The 17,099-nt window shown below is 71.5% G+C and carries 15 protein-coding genes; 8 read left to right on the forward strand and 7 right to left on the reverse strand.

Annotated features, from left to right (window positions below; translation table 11 throughout):
• The first annotated feature begins 87 nt into the window (after positions 1-87).
• The 6 genes from ACFW01_RS28310 (at position 88) to ACFW01_RS28335 (ending at position 6,590) form a co-directional block, all read left to right on the forward strand.
• On the forward strand, positions 88-930 hold the full coding sequence (locus ACFW01_RS28310; RefSeq protein ID WP_384508130.1) for a fumarylacetoacetate hydrolase family protein: 843 nt from the start codon (positions 88-90) through the stop codon (positions 928-930).
• Between the two features lie 39 nt (positions 931-969).
• Entirely contained in the window at positions 970-1,896 is a 927-nt protein-coding gene (locus tag ACFW01_RS28315) for a VOC family protein (RefSeq protein ID WP_384508133.1), read from the forward strand.
• 4 nt (positions 1,897-1,900) lie between these two features.
• Positions 1,901-3,553, forward strand: coding sequence for a bifunctional 3-(3-hydroxy-phenyl)propionate/3-hydroxycinnamic acid hydroxylase (locus ACFW01_RS28320; protein WP_384508136.1), 1,653 nt, complete (start codon positions 1,901-1,903; stop codon positions 3,551-3,553).
• 246 nt (positions 3,554-3,799) lie between these two features.
• Positions 3,800-4,555 carry a CoA transferase subunit A gene (locus tag ACFW01_RS28325; RefSeq protein WP_384508139.1) on the forward strand — a complete coding sequence of 252 codons (756 nt, stop codon included), beginning with the start codon at positions 3,800-3,802 and terminating at the stop codon, positions 4,553-4,555.
• Positions 4,555-5,205, forward strand: a complete 651-nt coding sequence (locus ACFW01_RS28330; protein WP_384508142.1) for a CoA transferase subunit B — start codon at positions 4,555-4,557, stop codon at positions 5,203-5,205. The genes ACFW01_RS28325 and ACFW01_RS28330 overlap by 1 nt, the downstream gene beginning before the upstream one ends.
• Positions 5,206-5,483: 278 nt before the next feature.
• A complete protein-coding gene (locus tag ACFW01_RS28335; RefSeq protein ID WP_384508145.1) occupies positions 5,484-6,590 on the forward strand; it encodes an amidohydrolase family protein in 1,107 nt (368 codons plus the stop codon).
• 28 nt (positions 6,591-6,618) lie between these two features.
• On the opposite strand, the gene ACFW01_RS28340 is transcribed toward ACFW01_RS28335, so the two are convergent.
• The 5 genes from ACFW01_RS28340 to ACFW01_RS28360 all read right to left on the reverse strand — a co-directional run bounded on the left by ACFW01_RS28340 (position 6,619) and on the right by ACFW01_RS28360 (position 10,104).
• Positions 6,619-7,086, reverse strand: coding sequence for a hypothetical protein (locus ACFW01_RS28340; RefSeq protein ID WP_384508148.1), 468 nt, complete (start codon positions 7,084-7,086; stop codon positions 6,619-6,621).
• A 133-nt stretch (positions 7,087-7,219) separates the two neighbouring features.
• A complete protein-coding gene (locus ACFW01_RS28345) occupies positions 7,220-7,792 on the reverse strand; it encodes a VOC family protein (protein ID WP_384508151.1) in 573 nt (190 codons plus the stop codon).
• A 188-nt stretch (positions 7,793-7,980) separates the two neighbouring features.
• Positions 7,981-8,829: a fumarylacetoacetate hydrolase family protein gene (locus ACFW01_RS28350; protein ID WP_384508154.1), complete on the reverse strand. Its 849-nt coding sequence runs from the start codon at positions 8,827-8,829 to the stop codon at positions 7,981-7,983.
• 253 nt (positions 8,830-9,082) lie between these two features.
• Positions 9,083-9,313 carry a hypothetical protein gene (locus ACFW01_RS28355; protein WP_384508157.1) on the reverse strand — a complete coding sequence of 77 codons (231 nt, stop codon included), beginning with the start codon at positions 9,311-9,313 and terminating at the stop codon, positions 9,083-9,085.
• 311 nt (positions 9,314-9,624) lie between these two features.
• The gene (locus ACFW01_RS28360; RefSeq protein ID WP_384508160.1) at positions 9,625-10,104 is read right to left on the reverse strand and encodes an Lrp/AsnC family transcriptional regulator; all 480 of its coding nucleotides are present in this window, start codon (positions 10,102-10,104) and stop codon (positions 9,625-9,627) included.
• Between the two features lie 272 nt (positions 10,105-10,376).
• Between ACFW01_RS28360 and ACFW01_RS28365 the strand changes: the two genes are divergently transcribed.
• On the forward strand, positions 10,377-12,704 hold the full coding sequence (locus tag ACFW01_RS28365; protein ID WP_384508163.1) for a transketolase C-terminal domain-containing protein: 2,328 nt from the start codon (positions 10,377-10,379) through the stop codon (positions 12,702-12,704).
• A gap of 60 nt (positions 12,705-12,764) precedes the next feature.
• Here ACFW01_RS28365 and ACFW01_RS28370 read toward each other — a convergent pair whose 3' ends face one another.
• Positions 12,765-13,769, reverse strand: a complete 1,005-nt coding sequence (locus ACFW01_RS28370) for an ABC transporter substrate-binding protein (protein ID WP_384508166.1) — start codon at positions 13,767-13,769, stop codon at positions 12,765-12,767.
• 219 nt (positions 13,770-13,988) lie between these two features.
• A complete protein-coding gene (locus tag ACFW01_RS28375; RefSeq protein WP_384508169.1) occupies positions 13,989-15,179 on the reverse strand; it encodes an amidohydrolase family protein in 1,191 nt (396 codons plus the stop codon).
• A 566-nt stretch (positions 15,180-15,745) separates the two neighbouring features.
• Here ACFW01_RS28375 and ACFW01_RS28380 point away from each other — a divergent pair.
• A complete protein-coding gene (locus ACFW01_RS28380; protein ID WP_384508172.1) occupies positions 15,746-17,047 on the forward strand; it encodes an MFS transporter in 1,302 nt (433 codons plus the stop codon).
• Positions 17,048-17,099 lie beyond the last annotated feature (52 nt).

Raw genomic sequence — 17,099 nt, forward strand, 5'->3', positions numbered from 1 at the left:
TTGCGCTTCCTTCGGCAGTGTGAGCGGCCCCTCTCGCCGAAGAGGCTTCCGGTGGCCCGCTCCCTTCCCCTGTTCGGGAGACACCTCATGCGCATCGCCAATCTCTCCGGTCGCCTGACCCTCATTGTCGACGGCCGCGCCGTGGACGTCGAAGAGGCCAGTGACGGCCGCTTCTCCGCCGACCCGCAGACCGTCTACGAGTACTGGGAGGAGTTCCGCTCCTGGGCCGCCGCCGCCGATCTGCCCCCGGGAGCGCCGTTCGAGCCCGCCGAGCTCGGCTCCCCGGCACCGGCGCCCCGGCAGACGCTGGCGATCGGCCTGAACTACCGGGACCACGCCTCCGAGTCCGGGTTCGCGGCTCCCGAAGGGCTCCCGCCGGTCTTCACCAAGTTCGTCACCAGCATCAGCGGCCCGGTCACCGAGGTGAAGCTGCCGGCGGGCGGCAACACCGACTGGGAGGTCGAACTGGTCGCCGTCATCGGGCGCCGCGCCGAGGGCGTCCGCGAGGCCGACGCCTGGAGCCACGTCGCCGGTCTGGCGGTCGGGCAGGACATCTCCGAGCGCGTGGCACAACTGGCGGGACCCGCGCCTCAGTTCAGCGTGGGGAAGTCCTATCCGGGGTTCGCTCCCATCGGCCCGTGGCTGGTCACGCCGGACGAGTTCGACAACCCCGACGACCTGGAACTGCGCTGCGCGGTGAACGGCGAGGAGGTCCAGAAGGGCCGCACCCGCGACCTGATCTTCTCCGTGCCCGCTCTGATCGCCCAGCTCTCCGCGGTACTGCCGCTGCTGCCCGGCGACGTGATCTTCACCGGTACTCCGGCCGGCGTCGGCCTCGGCCGCGATCCGCAGCGCTTCCTCGCCGCCGGTGACGAACTGGTCAGCAGCGTCGAAGGCATCGGCGAACTGCGTCAGACCTTCGTCGCCTGAGCCGCCCGGACCGACGGACAAAGGAGTCGAGGAGTCCTCATGGCACTGCACCGTCTGACCTCCATCACCATGGGGGTACCCAACGTCGCCGAGACCGCCGCCTACTACACAGACTTCGGCCTCACTCCGGACGGCGAAGGCTGGTTCACCACCCGGGACGCCGGACGCCAGCTGCGCATCGTCCACGCCCCCGCCCGCCGCCTGGTGGAAGTCCGCGTCGGCGTCGACACACCCGACGATCTCGCGGCGGCCGCCTCCCGCCTGGACCGGCTCGGCATCGAGAGCACCGTCGACGCCGGGACGCTCACCGCGTACGACAGGGCCACCTCCGTACGCGCCGTCCTCGAGGTCGCCCCGCGCCTGGTCCAGGACCCGGTCGCGGCCACCGTCTACAACGGCCCCGGCCGCATCGACCGCACCGGCGCCCGCGCGCCCGGCGTCCTGCGCACGGACCGGGTACGGCCACGCAAGCTCGGGCACGCCGTCGTGGGCACGACCGACTTCGACGCCACGACCGCCTTCTTCCGCGACGGCCTCGGCTTCAAGGCGTCCGACTACATCAAGGATCACGGGGCGTTCCTGCGCTGCTCGACCGACCACCACAACATCCTGGTGCTGGCCGCCCCCGTCGCCTTCCTGCACCACTCCTCCTGGCAGGTCGACGACATCGACGAGGTCGGCCGTGGCGCCGCCGCGATGCTGGAGGACAACCCGGAGCGGCACATCTGGGGCCTGGGACGCCACCACGCGGGTTCCAACTTCTTCTGGTACCTCAAGGATCCGGCCGGCAACTTCAGCGAGTACTACTCCGACATGGACTGCGTCGTCGACGACCAGTTGTGGAAGCCGGAGGTCCTGGAAGGCGCCAAGGGCCTCTTCAACTGGGGGCCGCCGCCCCCGCCCTCCTTCCTGGCCCCCGAGGATCTCGCCGCTCTGATGACCGGCACCCACAGCGAGTCGAGGTAGAGCCATGACCACGAGTCCTTCGAACGTGCACGACAGCTCGCAGAAGGTGCACGACGTCGCGATCGTCGGCTTCGGGCCCGTCGGCCAGATGCTGGCCCTGCTGCTCGGCCGGGCCGGTCACGACGTCATTGCCCTGGAGCGCTGGCCCGACCCCTACCCCCTGCCGCGCGCCGCGCACTTCGACCACGAGATCGCCCGCATCTTCCAGGCCGGAGGCGTCGGAGAGGCGGTGCGCGCGGTCACCGACCCCGTACCCGACCACTACGAGTGGCGCAACGCGGCAGGCGAGCCCCTCGTACGCATCGACTGGTCCGGCAACGGCCCTTCCGGCTGGCCCACCGCCAACTTCTTCAGCCAGCCCCAGCTGGAGGCCGTCCTCGCCGAGGCCGCCGAGAACCAGGCCACGGTCACCGTACGCCGGGGCTGCGAAGTCGTCGGCCTGCAACCCGGCACGGAATCCGTCCGGTTGGCCATCGGCGACGCCGACGGCCTTGAGGTCCTCGCCCGTTACGTCATCGGCGCCGACGGGGCCAACAGCTTCGTCCGCTCCACCATGGCCACCTCCGTCAGCGACCTCGGCTTCTTCTACGACTGGCTGGTCGTCGACACACTTCCGCACGACCGGATCGAGTGGTCGCCGAAGAACTGGCAGCTGTGCGACCCCGAGCGGCCGACCACGATCGTCTCCGGCGGTCCGGGGCGGCGCCGCTGGGAGTTCATGCGACTGCCGCACGAGAACGCCGAGGAGCTGAAGACGCCGGAGGCCGCCTGGCGCCTGCTGAAGCCCTGGGGGCGCACCCCGGAGAACACCACCATCGAACGGCACGCGCTCTACACCTTCCAGGCCCGCTGGGTGGACCGCTGGCGCGAGGGCAGGCTCCTCCTCGCCGGAGACGCCGCCCACCAGATGCCGCCGTTCGCCGGGCAGGGCATGTGCTCCGGACTGCGCGACGCCGTCAACCTGGCCTGGAAACTCGATCTCGTCCTCGACGGCCGGGCGGCCCCCGCGCTGCTGGACACCTACACCTCGGAACGCAGCGAGCACGTCCAGCACGCCATCGGCATGTCCATGGCCCTCGGCCAGGTCATCTGCGTCCTCGACCCCGACGCCGCCGCAGCCCGCGACGCCCGCATGGTCGCCGCCGGCGCCGACCCGCGGCACGTGCTGCCGCCCACCCCGCCCCCCGTTCTGGGCGACGGCGTCCTCATGCGCGCCGCCGACGGCAGTCGCGCCCCGGACGTCGGTCACCTCACCCCGCAGTACGAAGTCACACACCAGGGCCGTACGGCGCTCCTGGACGACCTCACCGGCGGCGGGTTCACGATCCTGACGGACGGGGCGGGGCCGCTCGACGTCCTGGACCCCACCGACCACGACTTCCTCGCCGATATCGGAGCGCACCTCGTGCCGCTGTACGCGGACAGCGCTCCGCCGGAGGGCTACCTGGACGCTCCGGACGGCTATCTGACCCACCTGCGGGAGCGCGGACACGTGGCCGCCGTGATCCGGCCCGACTTCTACCTGTTCGGCGCCGCCGCCGACGCGTCGGGAGTGCGGGAGATGGTGGCCCAGCTGCGTGAGCAGTTGCGGCACCCCGTCGTCACCGCCGAGCGGACCCCGGCACCCCAGCCGCTCGCCACGGCCGGTGAGGGGTAGCCACCCGCGTCCACGACGCCGCCGACCACAACGGCCCGCACAGGGACGAAGGAACTGCACGAACTACGGCGCCCGGACTCCCGCACAGTCCGTCCGCCGTCGTGCCCCGGCGCCACGAGCCGGAAGCACGCGCCCGGCGTCCGGGCCCCGTCGCCGCTGCCACTGGGTCCGGACGCCGTTCGGCGCGCCCCTCGCGAAAGCCGCCCCGTTTCGAAACGCACCGTGCGAAGACCCCGAAGGACGTTCATGGACAAGACATCCCCCTCCGCCGCCGAGGCCGTGGCAGGCATCGGCGACGGTGCCTCCCTGGCCGTCGGCGGTTTCGGCCTGTGCGGCATCCCGAGCATCCTCATCGCGGCTCTGTACGCGCAGGGCGCCGACGGGTTGCGGGTGGTCTCCAACAACTGCGGTACCGACGACCACGGGCTCGGTGTCCTCCTGGGTGCCGGACGGGTCGCCCGCGTCATCGGCTCCTACGTCGGTGAGAACAAGGAGTTCGCCCGCCAGTACCTGAGTGGCGAACTGGAGGTGGAGCTGGTTCCGCAAGGCACCCTCGCGGAACGCCTGCGGGCCGGTGGCTGCGGCATCCCCGCCTTCTACACCCCGGCCGGGGTGGGCACCCCACTCGCCGACGGCGGCATCCCCTGGCGTCATCGGGCCGACGGCGGTGTCGCCGTTGCCTCGCCGACGAAGGAGACCCGTACCTTCGGCGACCACGACTTCGTGTTGGAGGAGGCCATCACCTGCGACTTCGCCCTGGTGCGGGCGGCGCGCGGGGACCGGCACGGCAATCTCGTCTTCGACAAGTCGGCCCGCAACTTCAACCCCCTTGCCGCCATGGCCGGCCGCATCACGATCGCCGAGGTCGAGGAACTCGTCGCACCGGGCGCCCTGGATCCGGACGAGATCCACCTGCCCGGCGTGTTCGTCCAACGTGTCATCGCCCTCACTCCCGAACAAGCCGCCGACAAGCACATCGAGAAGAGGACGGTGACGGTCTGATGGCCTGGACCCGCAACGAGATGGCCGCGAGGGCCGCGGCCGAGCTCAGCGACGGCGACTACGTCAACCTGGGCATCGGCCTGCCCACTCTCGTCCCCGGCTTCGTGCCCGAGGGCGTGCACGTGGTCCTCCAGTCGGAGAACGGCATCCTGGGCACCGGCCCCTACCCGTCCGAGGACGCCGTGGACCCGGATCTGATCAACGCCGGTAAGGAGACCGTCACCGTCCTGCCCGGCGCCAGCTTCTTCGACTCCGCGCTGTCCTTCGGCATGATCCGCGGCGGCCACATCGACACGGCGATCCTCGGCGCCATGCAGGTCTCCGAACACGGCGACCTCGCCAACTGGATGATCCCCGGCAAGATGGTCAAGGGCATGGGCGGCGCGATGGACCTCGTACACGGGGCCCGCCGCGTCATCGTCCTCATGGAGCACACCGCGAGGGACGGCAGTCCGAAGATCGTCCCGGAGTGCACTCTTCCGCTGACCGGGCGCTCCTGCGTCCACCGGGTCATCACCGACCTCGCCGTCCTCGACGTCACCGACGACGGGCTCGTCCTGGTGGAAACGGCCCCCGGTGTCACCCCGCAGCAGGTCGTAGCAGTCACCGCGGCACCCGTACACCTCCCCGAGGGCGCCCTGACGCGGTGAGACCGACTTCCGTCGGCCCTGTGATTCCGGACAGCCACCGGGTCGGCGGAACCGACCGGCGGGCCCACTGCGCACCCGCCCCCCCCCGGCCCCGCCCCGGCCGCGACCTGTCCGAGGCTGCCCTGCCTCGCGGCCGGGGCGGCTCTGCAGCGCCCACCATCGGCTGTCGCCCGGACGGCCCTCCACGCCACTACGTCCGGCGGACGTCCGGGCGCAGTGGCATGTTCAGAGGTACCCGCACGCCACCCGATCCGCCCGCCCGTACAGGAGACACATCGGTGACCCGAACCGCCCCCGCCGCGCCCGGAGCGACCAGGACGGCCCTGCTGCATGCCCGGGTCTTCGACGGCCATGAGCTGACCGAGCCGCGCACCGTCGTCATCGACGGCGGCATCGTCTCGCCCCACACCGATACGTCGGACGCCCGGCTGGTGGACGCCACCGGCATGACCCTGCTGCCCGGCCTCATCGACGCCCACGTGCACCTGCACGGAGCGGACACGCTGGCGGCCCTGGCCGCCCACGGCGTCACCACCGCCCTGGACATGGCCACCTGGCCCCCACCACTGCTGGCCGCCCTGCGCCGGGTACCGCACCTGACCGACATCCGCAGCGCCGGCACGCCGGCGATCGGAGACGGCGGCCCCCACGCCCGTATCCCCGGCATGTCCGAGGACGCGGTGGTGCGCGGTCCGCGGCAGGCCGGTGAATTCGTGGCGGCCCAGGTGTCGGCGGGGGCCGACTACATCAAGATCGTGGCCGAGGCACCCGGCGAGGGCGGTCCCGACCAGGTGACGCTGAACGCCCTGGTGGCCGCGGCCCGTACGCACGGCAGGAAGACGGTCGCGCACGCCGCGAGCGCGGGCGCCTACCTCATGGCCTTCGAGGCGGGCGTCGATTGCGTCACCCACATCCCCCTGGACCGGCCGCTGGACGCAGGTGAAGCGGCGCGCATGGCCGCACTGGGGCAGGTATGCATCCCCACTCTCACCATGATGGAGGGAACGGCGGCGGCGATGGGCGTCGCACCCGCCTACGGCAACGCCGTGCGGAGCGTGGCCGCGCTGCGCGACGCCGGTGTACCGATCCTCGCCGGCACCGACGCCAACGCCCAGCCCGGGGCGCCCTTCCAGGTCGAACACGGTGCGAGCATCCACCACGAGCTCGAACTCCTCGTTGCGGCCGGTCTCACCCCCGCCGAGGCGCTGCGCTCCGCCACCGTCCTGCCCGCCCGGCACTTCGGGCTCGACGACCGGGGCTCGGTCGCCCCCGGCCTCCGGGCCGACCTGATCCTGGTCGACGGGAACCCCCTGGCCGACATCGGGGCCACCCGCGCCCTGCGCCACATCTGGTGCGCGGGCATGGAGCAGGTCCCGGCCGTGTGACAGCCGGGACCCGACCCGCTTTCGCCCGTCAGGCCGAGAGCGGGTACGTGCTGTCGCCGGCGAGGCGCTCGTAGGCGCGACGCACCGCCGGCACCAGGCGTGCGGCGGACTCCGGGTCGGCGAGTTCGTCCCGGAGCCGCAGTATGTTCCCGTTGCGTCGGTCCGCGGGGACGTCTTCGCCACGAGCCGTGACGAGCGCGTGGAAGTGCGGATGGTTCTCGCCGAAGACCAGCAGATACGTGGCCGGCGCGCCGGTCGCCTCGGTGACCGCCGCGACCAGGTCGCGTGCGCGGCGGGCGAAGGTGGCCAGCTCGGCCTCATCGAGCCCGGTGATGCGCTCGGCGTGTCGACGGACCCGCAGGACGAACCAGCCGGGTACGTCGTAGCCGGGGACCATTTCCCCCGACCAAAGAGGGTCACGGAAAACGACGGCGCTTTCTTCGCTCTGTTCCAGACCGCACATGAAGCAGTCGGCCTGGTGGCTGGAGGTGCTCAAGGATTCCCCTAGACGGTGGGTACGGGCGGACGGCCGGGCGGGGGCGGCCCGAAGGCCGCCTGGTGGCGGCGCGCCGACAGGGTGCCGGTGTCGTCCCGGCACCCCGGTCGGAGGTCTTGGCCTCGCTCCTCGCTCAGACCGCCCCGGTGAGGACCAGCATCGGATCGGGCATGTCGCTCTTCAGAGCCCATGACCGGTGGACCAGGTCCTCGACGGCCGCTCCGCCGCGGCGGGCGGTGAGCATGGCCTCGGGGTCGAAGGCGGGACCGACGGCGTCGGCGCTGTACTCCGGTCCCCTCATGTAGCCGGTGGCCTCGTCCGGGTCGGCGAAGTTGTCGATCTGCATCTCCACGAAGCTGCCGTCCGGGTCCTGGTAGTACAGGGACGTGGTGACGCCGTGGGCGATGCACACCGCCGGAGTGAGGCCCTTGTCGCGCAGCAGTTCATAGCGGGCGAGGAGGTCGTCGAGGTGGTCGAAGGTGTAGGCGACGTGGTGGGCCGCAGCCGTCAACGGCGACTTGCGCTCCAGTGGGACCGGCGGTGTGAGCAGGGCGACGCGGTGGTGCTCCTCGTCGTAGGTGATGAAGCACAGGCTGTCGTTCTGGAACACCACGTGTCCGTCGAGAACAGCGCAGTACCAGTCCCGCATGGCGGTGGGGTTGCTGGTCTGGAACACGACGTGGGCGAACTTCGGTGTGGCGGTCATCCGATCCTCCTCGATCGAATCTGCGGGCGTCCACCCGTGGCGGCCCTTCACCGGCCGGCCCGCCGCCAGGCCGACGGCCCGAGGGCAAGTGGTCCGGTGGTGCGCCCGCAATCTCAGTATCCGACGGTTCGTGCGGTAGGTGCGTGCGACCTTGTGGGTACGCGGTCGCGGAAGGTCTGCCGGAGGTCTCAGGTCCGTGCGACGAAGCGCTGGCGCAGTTCGCCGATGCCCTCGATGGTGCTGACCAGCTCGTCTCCGGGAGCGAGCCAGCGCTGCGGATCGCGGCCCAACCCGACACCGGCCGGGGTACCGGTGAACACGAGGTCGCCGGGCAGCAGGGGGATCACGGAGGACAGCCGGGCGATGAGCTCGGGTACGGAGAAGATGAGATCGCCTGTGCGGCTCTTCTGGACCTCCTCGCCGTTCACGGTGCAGCGAAGTCCCAGGTCGTCGGGATCGTCGAACGCGTCGGGCGTGACCACCCACGGTCCGATGGGGGCGAAGCCGGGGAAGGACTTGCCGAGGCTGAACTGCGGCGACGGCCCTTCGAGTTGTGTGATGCGCTCGGAGATGTCCTGACCGACGGTCAGCCCGGCGACGTGGCCCCAGGCGTCCTTCGTGGAGACATGGCGGGCAACGGTACCGATGACCACGACGAGTTCGATCTCCCAGTCGGTGTGGCCGCCGGGCGGGAGGGTCACCTCGGTGACGGGGCCGGTGATGCTGGTGGCGAACTTGGTGAACACCGGCGGCATGGTGTCGGGCAGGGCGAATCCGGACTCGGCCGCGTGATCGCGGTAGTTCAGGCCGGCGGCGACGATCTGCCGAGGGGCGGGCACGGGGGCGCCCAGACGGCCGGGGTCCAAGGCGCTGCCTTTCGGCAGGTGGGCCTGCGCCACCCACTGGCGGAACTCCTCCCACCGCTCGTAGACGGCCTGCGGGTCCGCGGTGAAGCGGCCACCGCTGGCCTCCTCGACGTCGACGGCGAGACCGTCGACGACGAGGACCAGGCGGTCGGCGAGGTTGGCGATGCGCACGGAGCTGCTCCTGTGTTCCTTGTGATGGCCCGCGGCCGGATGGCCGGGTCGGTGGCTCGGACCAGAGGGGTGATCTTCTCGTCGACGCCGAGCAGTGCCTTGCCGTACGCCGGCCCACCAGGCCTGCTCGGCGCCCACCTGCCTCACGCGACTGCGACGCTGATCTAAGCGTAGGCCGCTATATGTGATAACAGCAAGGATCTGGGCTGACGAATGTGCTCCGACGAGCAGTCGGGAAGGCCAGTTCGCGCGCTCAGACGGCCCCGACGGCGTCGTCGGTACTCGCCTCCGCCTCCGCCTCCGCACCCGCACCCTCATCCGCACCGGCCGTGTCGCGCGCCGGAGTCTCGCTCTGCGGTGGCACGACCAGGCCGATCCGCCCGCCGGCGGCGCGGAGCCGGGGAGTGGTGGGCGGGGTGGAGTGCTGCTGTGGGACGCCTGGGGCGCCGGACCAGACCCGGCGCACTCCGCTGAGGGCTTCCATGAGTGCCTCGATTCATCGATTCAGGATTCGGCTCACGCGCGAAGAGAACGGCCGATGCGAGTCAGGAGCAGGCCAGTCGCGCAGTGGTTGAGCGGGAGAGGCAGCGGCGCGAAGCGGACTGTGCCGCGTCCACGGACACGGCGCCGGTTACCGGCAGGCCGCCGTGACACCGATGCGGACGCGTCGCCTGCTGTGTGGCGGCAGGCTAGGGCGCCGCCGAGCCCACGGCAAGAGGCGAAACCATGGAGTGTGCCCGCGATGCGGCTCCGAGCCACGGGTTCCGCGGCGGTCGTACGGTGTGCGGCCGGCGATCAGCGTGCGGCGGCGCGGCGCAGCAGCGGGGCGAGCCGGTAGCCGACCAGCTGACGCATGACCAGTGCCGTACTGGTGCGCTCCACTCCAGGGATGTCGAGGACCTGGCCGGCCACGCGGTACAGGTCCTCGGCGTCGGTCGCGACCACGTGGACCAGCAGGTCGGTGTCGCCGGTCAGTCCGTGCACCTGGAGAACCTCGGGAATCGTCGCGAGCGCGTGCGCGACCTGGTCCAGTCTGCGCTGCGCCACCTGGGTGGTCACGAACGCGGTGAGCGGATAGCCAAGTGCCGCAGGGTCGACGCGCCGCTCGAAGGAGTCCACGGCACCCGAGCGGTCCAGTGCGTTCAGACGTGCCTGGACGGTGTTGCGGCTCAACCCGCTGGCCTCGGCGAGCGCCACCGTGGTGGCGCGGGGTTGGGCGGCGAGTGCCAGGAGCAGACGCGCGTCGGTGGGGTCGATCCGCTCGGAGCTGGGCACGATGCGCACCTTCCGGGGGTGAGAGGGCGGTTGATTGGGCATTCTGCGTAATTTCCTCGCGGGTTCTTGTGCACCATCCTGACCTGGTGGTCTCCTCATCTGCAACGATCCCGCCCCTGGCAGCACGCCGCCGACCGTGATCCGGTCGTGAGCCGGCCCGACGTACGCCAGGGCCCACCCGGTGCGCCCTTCACGCCGCCGTGGTACGTCCCAAGTCACAGCCGGTCGCACGTCTGCGTGCCGGATGTGCCGAGCGAGGAGACCGTTTCGCCATGACCACCGCACCAGCCGCCCCCCGGCGGACCACGGCCGCCGCCCTCGACGTGCTGCACGAGATCGAGGACCGCGTGCTGTGGCTTTCCAGCGCGATCGTGCACCACGCCAACCGGGTGCGCCCCAACCCGTCGGGGCTCAAAGTCGGCGGTCATCAGGCATCGTGCGCCTCGATGGTGTCGATCATGACGGCTCTGTGGTTCCGTCATCTGCGCCCGGAGGACAGGGTCTCGGTCAAGCCGCACGCCTCCCCGGTTCTGCACGCCGTCAACCACCTGCTCGGCGAGCTGGACACCTCGTACCTCTCGACGCTGCGCGCCTTCGGCGGTCTTCAGAGCTACCCGAGCCGGTCCAAGGACCCCGACCCGGTCGACTACTCCACCGGTTCGGTGGGCATCGGGGCCACGGCGACGATCTGGGGTGCCATGGCCCGCCGCTACGCGGACAAGAGCGTCGACGGCGGCTTCGCCGGCCGGCAGTACGCGCTGGTGGGGGACGCGGAGCTGGACGAGGGCGCAGTGTGGGAGGCGGTGCTGGACCCGCAGGTCGCCGAACTCGGCGAGCTGGTCTGGATCGTCGACCTCAACCGGCAGTCCCTCGACCGCGTCGTGCCGAACATCGCCGCCGGCCGACTGCACGGCATGTTCGACGCTGCCGGATGGCAGGTGCTCACCCTCAAGTACGGCACGCTCCTGGAGAAGCTGTGCGCACGCCCCGGCGGTCACGCCCTGCGGGCCCGCATCGACACCATGTCCAACCCGGAATACCAGCGTCTGCTGCGCTGCTCCGCCGGCGAACTCCGCGACCGGCTGCCCGGCACGGGCCCCGAAGCCCCGGCGATCACCGCACTGCTCGCGGAGACCGACGACGCCACCCTGATGGAGGCGGTGCGCAATCTGGGCGGGCACGACCTGTCCGCTCTCGACACCGCGCTGTCCGAGGTGGACGACCACCGGCCCACGGTGATCTTCGCGTACACCGTCAAGGGCCACGGGCTGCCCACGCAGGGGCACCCGCAGAACCACTCCTCCCTGCTGACGGAAGAGCAGATGCGGCAGCTGGCGGACGAGTTGGGCGCCGACCTCGACCACCCCTGGGAGGGCTTCGCCACGGACTCGGCGGCGGCCCGTCTCTGCGAGGAGACGGCGTCGAGGCTGCGCCGGGACGCCGTTCCCGAGGCGCGGCCCGCGGCGATCCCGACGGACATCGGTCGTACCCCGACGGGAGTGGCGACGACCCAGGCCGCCCTGGGACGGGTGCTGCTCGACCTCACGCGCAGCGCGCCCGAGGCGGCGCGCCGGGTGGTGACGGTGAGTCCCGACGTCAGCTCGTCGACCAACCTGGGCGGCTGGGTCAACAAGGTGGGAGTCTGGTCGCCCACCGAGCGCGTGGACTGGTTCGCCGACGACGCGGAGACCATCCTGCACTGGCGGGAGCGGCCGACCGGCCAGCACATCGAACTGGGTATCGCCGAGACCAACCTGGTCGGCCTCCTCGGGGAGCTGGGCGCGACCTGGAGCCGCTGGGGCGAGCCGCTGCTGCCCATCGGTGTGATGTACGACCCCTTCGTGCAACGCGCCCTGGAACCCTGGTCCTTCGGTATGTACGCCGGCGGTCAGTCGATCCTGGTCGGGACGCCGTCCGGCGTGACCCTGGCGCCGGAGGGCGGCGCCCACCAGTCCATCACCACCCCTTCTCTCGGTGTCGAGCAGCCCGGCTGCACGACCTGGGAGCCGGCGTTCGCCCTCGACACCGAATGGGCGCTGCTGGCCGCCCTCTCCGCTCTCGGCAGGCCCGACGGCGGCTCCGCCTACCTGCGGCTCTCCACCCGCCCCGTCGACCAGACCCTCGCCCAGGTCCCCACCGACCCGGCGGCCCGGGAACGCCGCCGCCGCCAGGTCGTCGCCGGCGCCTACCCGCTGCGCCGGCAGGACGGCGCCCGGGTCACCATCGCCGCCATGGGAGCCATGGTGACCGAGGCCCTGGCCGCGGCGGACCGCCTCCAGAACCTCGGCATCCCGGCCGACGTCGTGTGCGTGACCAGCCCGGGGCTGCTCTACCGGGCGCTCGACGCCCGCGCCGGACACGGTGAGGCACCGGACTGGATCCTGGACCAGGTCTTCCCCGCCGAGCGGGCCACGCCGCTGGTCACCGTTCTGGACGGCCACCCGCACACCCTTGCTTTTCTGTCCACCATCCACCGAGTGCCGATCCGCAGACTGGGCGTCACGCGCTTCGGCCAGTCGGGCTCCCTGGACGAGGTCTACTGCTACCACGGCATCGACACCGACAGCATCGTCGGCGCCGCACTCGACCTCACCCAGTGAAGCGAAGTGCCGTACGGGGCCGGTGTCCTGCCGTCGACACCGGCCCCGTACGGCACGGGGTCAGTTCTTCCTGGGCGCCGATACGAGGTCCTCGGCCTTCGGCAGGGTGCCGTGGACCTGTCCCGACGCAGCGACAGCCTCGAGCCACGGTTTCAGCGCCTGCGGGGAGATGGAAGTGTCCCAGTCGGGCAGCGGAGCCGTCGCCGCCGTCCCGCGCGGCATCTCCAGCTCGGTCGACAGGAAGGCCCGCGCCTCCCGTTCGTGGGACGAGGCCCACCAGTCGGCGGCGTTGAGGGCCGCGACGAAGGACGAGACGGTCTGCGGGTTCTTCTCCGCCCACTCGCGTTCCGCTATCCACATGCCGGCGACGGCGGGGGAGTCGATCGACAGGAAGGGGTCGCCGAGCGAGCGGTGCCCGGCGGTCTCGATCGCGCCCATGTACGGCTGGACCGTCGCGACGGCGTCGACCCGGCCGGAGTCGAGTTCGTCGAGCATGCCGGAGAAGGGCACTTCGACGAGCTGGACGTCGTCGATGTCCACCCCCGCCCTGTTCAGGGACGTCAGCACTGCCAGGAACAGCGTGCCGGACAGGGACGGCACCGCCATCCGCCTGCCGCGAAGGTCGGTCGGCGAGTCGACCGTGCCCGACTCGGCGGCGTACATCTGGCCCTGCTGGCGCTTCTCGCTGTCGACGTAGGCCCCGGCGATCACCGTGATGTCGTGTCCCTGCGCGGCGGCCGCGATGACGTCGGCGGGCGTGCCCCAGGCGATGTCGTACTCCCAGCCGAGCGAGGTGGCGAAGGAGGTGATGCGCGTGCTGGGCAGCGAGGCGATCGTCACGTCGATGCCCTGGTCGGTGAAGTCGCCGTTCTTCTCGGCCAGCAGGGGCAGGCTCGGTGGTGCCGCGTCGACGAGTGCCACGCGTACGGTGCTGTCCTCGGCCTCCGCCGTCTCGTCGGATGCCGAGCAGCCGACGGCTGCGGTCATCGTCAGTCCGAGGGCGGCGAGCAGGGCGGGAACCCCTCTCGGCCGGTGCACGGAGTCGGTCAGAGCTGGAAGTGTCATGGCGCCGCTTCCTCGATGGATGAACGGTGAACGGGGAGCGCCCGCGGGCGCTCGGTGACCCTTGCTGTGCCCAGTGACGACGACGTGTCGACTCTGGGGTGTCCTGCGCGTACTGCGACCGACCCGGTCCCCTCTTTCGGCCGGGTGTCCGCCGGGAGAGGGGACCGGGCCGTGGTCGGCCGGCCGGAAGACGTGTGGGCCGCGGTGTCCGAGGGCCGGTCAGGCGGCGGGGGAGTACTCCACGCCGCCGACCCAGACGCGCCGGACGGTGCGAGTTGCGGTGATGTCGGCGAGCGGGTCGCCGTCGACCAGGAGCAGGTCGGCGCGGTGTCCGGGGCGGATGACGCCGCGGTCCCGCAGCCCGAAGGCATGGGCGGGCAGGTTGGTTGTGGCCCGCAGCGCCTCAAGGGGGGTGAGACCCGCCCGTACCAGCAGCTCCAATTCGTGGTGCAGGCTGGTGCCGAACGGCGGCTGCACCGGGATCCCCGGCGTGCTGTTGGCGTCCGTGCCCGCCAGGATCCGGGCGCCGGCCCGGCGCAGCGCGGCGACGCTGCCTTCGGCGGCCGCGTAGTCCATTCCGGGGATCCCGAGCCGGGCGAAGCCTTCCATCATCGTCAGAGTGGGCACCGCGACGGTACCGGTGGCGGTGTAACGAGCCGCCACGGCGGCGGGCAGGGCGCTGTCGAGAGGCACGTGGTGGATCATGTCGACGCCCGCGTCCAGCGCCCGCTCCACCATGGCCGTGGTGGTCGCGTGGGCCATGACGAGCTTGCCGTGGGAGTGCGCGGTCGTCGTCACGGCCTTGATGGTCTCCGGTGCCAGCCCCGGTTCATCGATGATGATCTTGATGTAGTCGGAACCCTCGGCGATCCGGGCGCGTACGAACGGGGACGCCTGGTCCGGCCCGGTCAGGACCGCGTCCGCCGGGAAGGTGGGCAGCCGGCTCTGTGGGCTCCCGGGTGCGACCGCCGGAGTGCCCGCACTGCGGATGTCGGGCAGGCCCGGCAGCCCGCGCAGCGAGTCGACGAGCGAGGGCGGGAAGCAGGCCATGTCCAGCCCGGTGGTCACGCCGGAACCGGCCAGCTGGTGGAGCGTGTTGACGTCCTTGAGGTGGATGTGCGAGTCGATCAGCCCCGGCAGCAGTACCGCGCCACCGCAGTCGGTCCGGCGCGCGCCGAAGGCGCTGATGCCGATCCGTCCGTTGTCGATGACGACGGTGCGCGGCGTGGTGACCTGGTCGCCGTCGAAGACCCGGACGTTCGTCAGCGCGACCTTGTCTCCGAAGCGGATGGACTGGTCCTGCGCGTGTGCGGTGGCGGGCGCCGCCAGCGCCTGCACCCCCGCGACGGTGATCCCGGCCGCCGCGGCCGTCTTGAAGAAGTCACGCCGGTTCTGGTGGTTGATGCACATCGTGGTGCCTTTCTGCCGGGCGGGTGCGGAAAGTGCGGCGTTCGTGCCTCTGGCCGGGGAGTGGCGACGGGGTGGTGGTCGTCAGCGCGGTGTTCCGAGGAGGCGCGACTGCCGGCCGTGCGAGCCCGGGTGTGCGGGCAGGGGCGGGCAGTCCGGTGGCGGCGCCGGTGCCAGGAGGACGGCCCGACCGTAGTCGCTATATGTGATAACAGCAACCCTTTGGCGTAAGCATTGACACCCGCACCCGATGGGCCTCAGCATCACTGCCAGTTCCCTGCGGCGTGACCGCGACGGACGGGGCCCACCCCATCCGTTCCCGCGTCGCAGCACGTCCGTGACGCCCGGCGACGCGTCCCGGCGCCGTAACGCCCCGTGTGCCGCATGCTGTCGGCCACCGGGCATGCCCCATCGCGCAGTGATCCCCACCGCGGCACCGCGTGCACACGGCGGGGAGGCATGGGCTCCGGCGGGCGGCTCCCTGATCGCCCCGGTCCTCTCCCCGTCGCGCCTTCTTCTGCATCGCCGTGGCCTTCCCACTCGTGCAGTTCCCCATGAGGAGTACGGACATGAACCCCACCCCTGGCACACCCACGACCGGGGCTCGCCCCGGCCCCGCGGTGGCACTCGGCCTCGTCATCCTGTGCATCGAGGGATACGACCTCTTCATCCTGGGGGCAGTCGGTCCCTCCCTGCTGTCCCATCCCGACTGGGACGTCACCAAGTCGACGCTGGGACTGCTGGGCAGTCTCACCGCGCTCGGCATGCCCCTGGGCTCCATCGCCGCCGGCTGGGCAGGCGACCACTACGGCCGTCGCCTGCCCATGGTCGTCAGCCTGACCTGGCTCTCCCTGAGCATGCTGCTGAGCGCCGTGGCGGGCGACCTGACCCTGTTCGCAGCGACCCGGTTCCTCACCGGCATGGGCATCGGAGCCCTGATTCCCCTCGTCACCGCTTACGTCAGTGAAGCGGCCACGCCCGCCCGCCACGCACTCCAGGTGGGCACGGCCACGACGGGACTGGCCATCGGAGGAATCCTCACCGGTGTGGTCGGCCGGACCCTGCTGCCGGAGTGGGATTTCCGCACGCTCTTCCTCTTCGGAGTGGTCCCGCTGGTGCTGATTCCCGTGGTGTGGCGTCTGGTCCCCGCCGTGGTGCGGGAGCACCCGGCGCAGGCGCCGCTGGAGGAGGCGGAGGGCGCAACCACGCCGTACACCGCCGAGGCATACGACTCGGCCAACCGGCTCCGTCAGCTCCTCGCCCCGCGATACCGCCGCTCCACCCTGCTGTTCTGGGCGGCCACGTTCGCCGGCCTCGTCATCGTCTACGGCGCCAGCACCTGGCTGCCCACCCTGATGGTCGACTCCGGGTACGACCTCGGCTCCTCGCTCGAGTTCTCGATCGCCTTCAACGTCGGCGCCGTCATCGGCACCATCGGCGCCGCCCTGATCGCCGACCGCGGACTGCTGAAGGTCGCCACCGTCGTCAGCTTCCTCCTCGCCGCCGTGGCCATGATCACCCTGAGCACGCCGCAGCCGCGCCCGCTGCTCCTCGTCGCCTCCGCCGTCGCCGGTTTCGGGGCGCTCGGCACCCAGGCACTGGTCAACATCTACGTCGCGCACGCTCACCCGGCGCGCCTGCGCGGCACCGCGCTGGGCCTCAGCCTCGGCGTCGGACGCGTCGGCGCCATCGTCGGTCCCAGCTATCTGGCCGCCGTCACGGTGCTGATCAGCTCGTCCAAGGCCGGCTTCTACGCCTTCGTCGTCCCGGCGCTGCTCGGCGCGGTCCTGATCGGCCTGCTGAGGCCGGGGCGCCGTCCGTCCGCCCCGGCGCCGGCCGGTGCCTCCACAGAGGCGCCCCTCGCCCAGTGACCGGAGGCCCGGCGCCCATACGGCTCCCGGCGGTGTCCGACCGGCTCTACCG

It is taken from the genome of Streptomyces sp. NPDC058985 (genome assembly GCF_042740985.1).
Taxonomy (GTDB): domain Bacteria; phylum Actinomycetota; class Actinomycetes; order Streptomycetales; family Streptomycetaceae; genus Streptomyces.

Bases quoted from the DNA above. Each gene is read 5' to 3' on its own strand.
- ACFW01_RS28330 (WP_384508142.1), top strand. From the start codon at position 4,555: ATGGCCTGGACCCGCAACGAGATGGCCGCGAGGGCCGCGGCCGAGCTC.
- ACFW01_RS28325 (WP_384508139.1), top strand. From the start codon at position 3,800: ATGGACAAGACATCCCCCTCCGCCGCCGAGGCCGTGGCAGGCATCGGC.
- ACFW01_RS28370 (WP_384508166.1), bottom strand. From the start codon at position 13,769: ATGACACTTCCAGCTCTGACCGACTCCGTGCACCGGCCGAGAGGGGTT.
- ACFW01_RS28365 (WP_384508163.1), top strand. From the start codon at position 10,377: ATGACCACCGCACCAGCCGCCCCCCGGCGGACCACGGCCGCCGCCCTC.
- ACFW01_RS28380 (WP_384508172.1), top strand. From the start codon at position 15,746: ATGAACCCCACCCCTGGCACACCCACGACCGGGGCTCGCCCCGGCCCC.
- ACFW01_RS28315 (WP_384508133.1), top strand. From the start codon at position 970: ATGGCACTGCACCGTCTGACCTCCATCACCATGGGGGTACCCAACGTC.
- ACFW01_RS28320 (WP_384508136.1), top strand. From the start codon at position 1,901: ATGACCACGAGTCCTTCGAACGTGCACGACAGCTCGCAGAAGGTGCAC.
- ACFW01_RS28375 (WP_384508169.1), bottom strand. From the start codon at position 15,179: ATGTGCATCAACCACCAGAACCGGCGTGACTTCTTCAAGACGGCCGCG.
- ACFW01_RS28355 (WP_384508157.1), bottom strand. From the start codon at position 9,313: ATGGAAGCCCTCAGCGGAGTGCGCCGGGTCTGGTCCGGCGCCCCAGGC.
- ACFW01_RS28310 (WP_384508130.1), top strand. From the start codon at position 88: ATGCGCATCGCCAATCTCTCCGGTCGCCTGACCCTCATTGTCGACGGC.
- ACFW01_RS28345 (WP_384508151.1), bottom strand. From the start codon at position 7,792: ATGACCGCCACACCGAAGTTCGCCCACGTCGTGTTCCAGACCAGCAAC.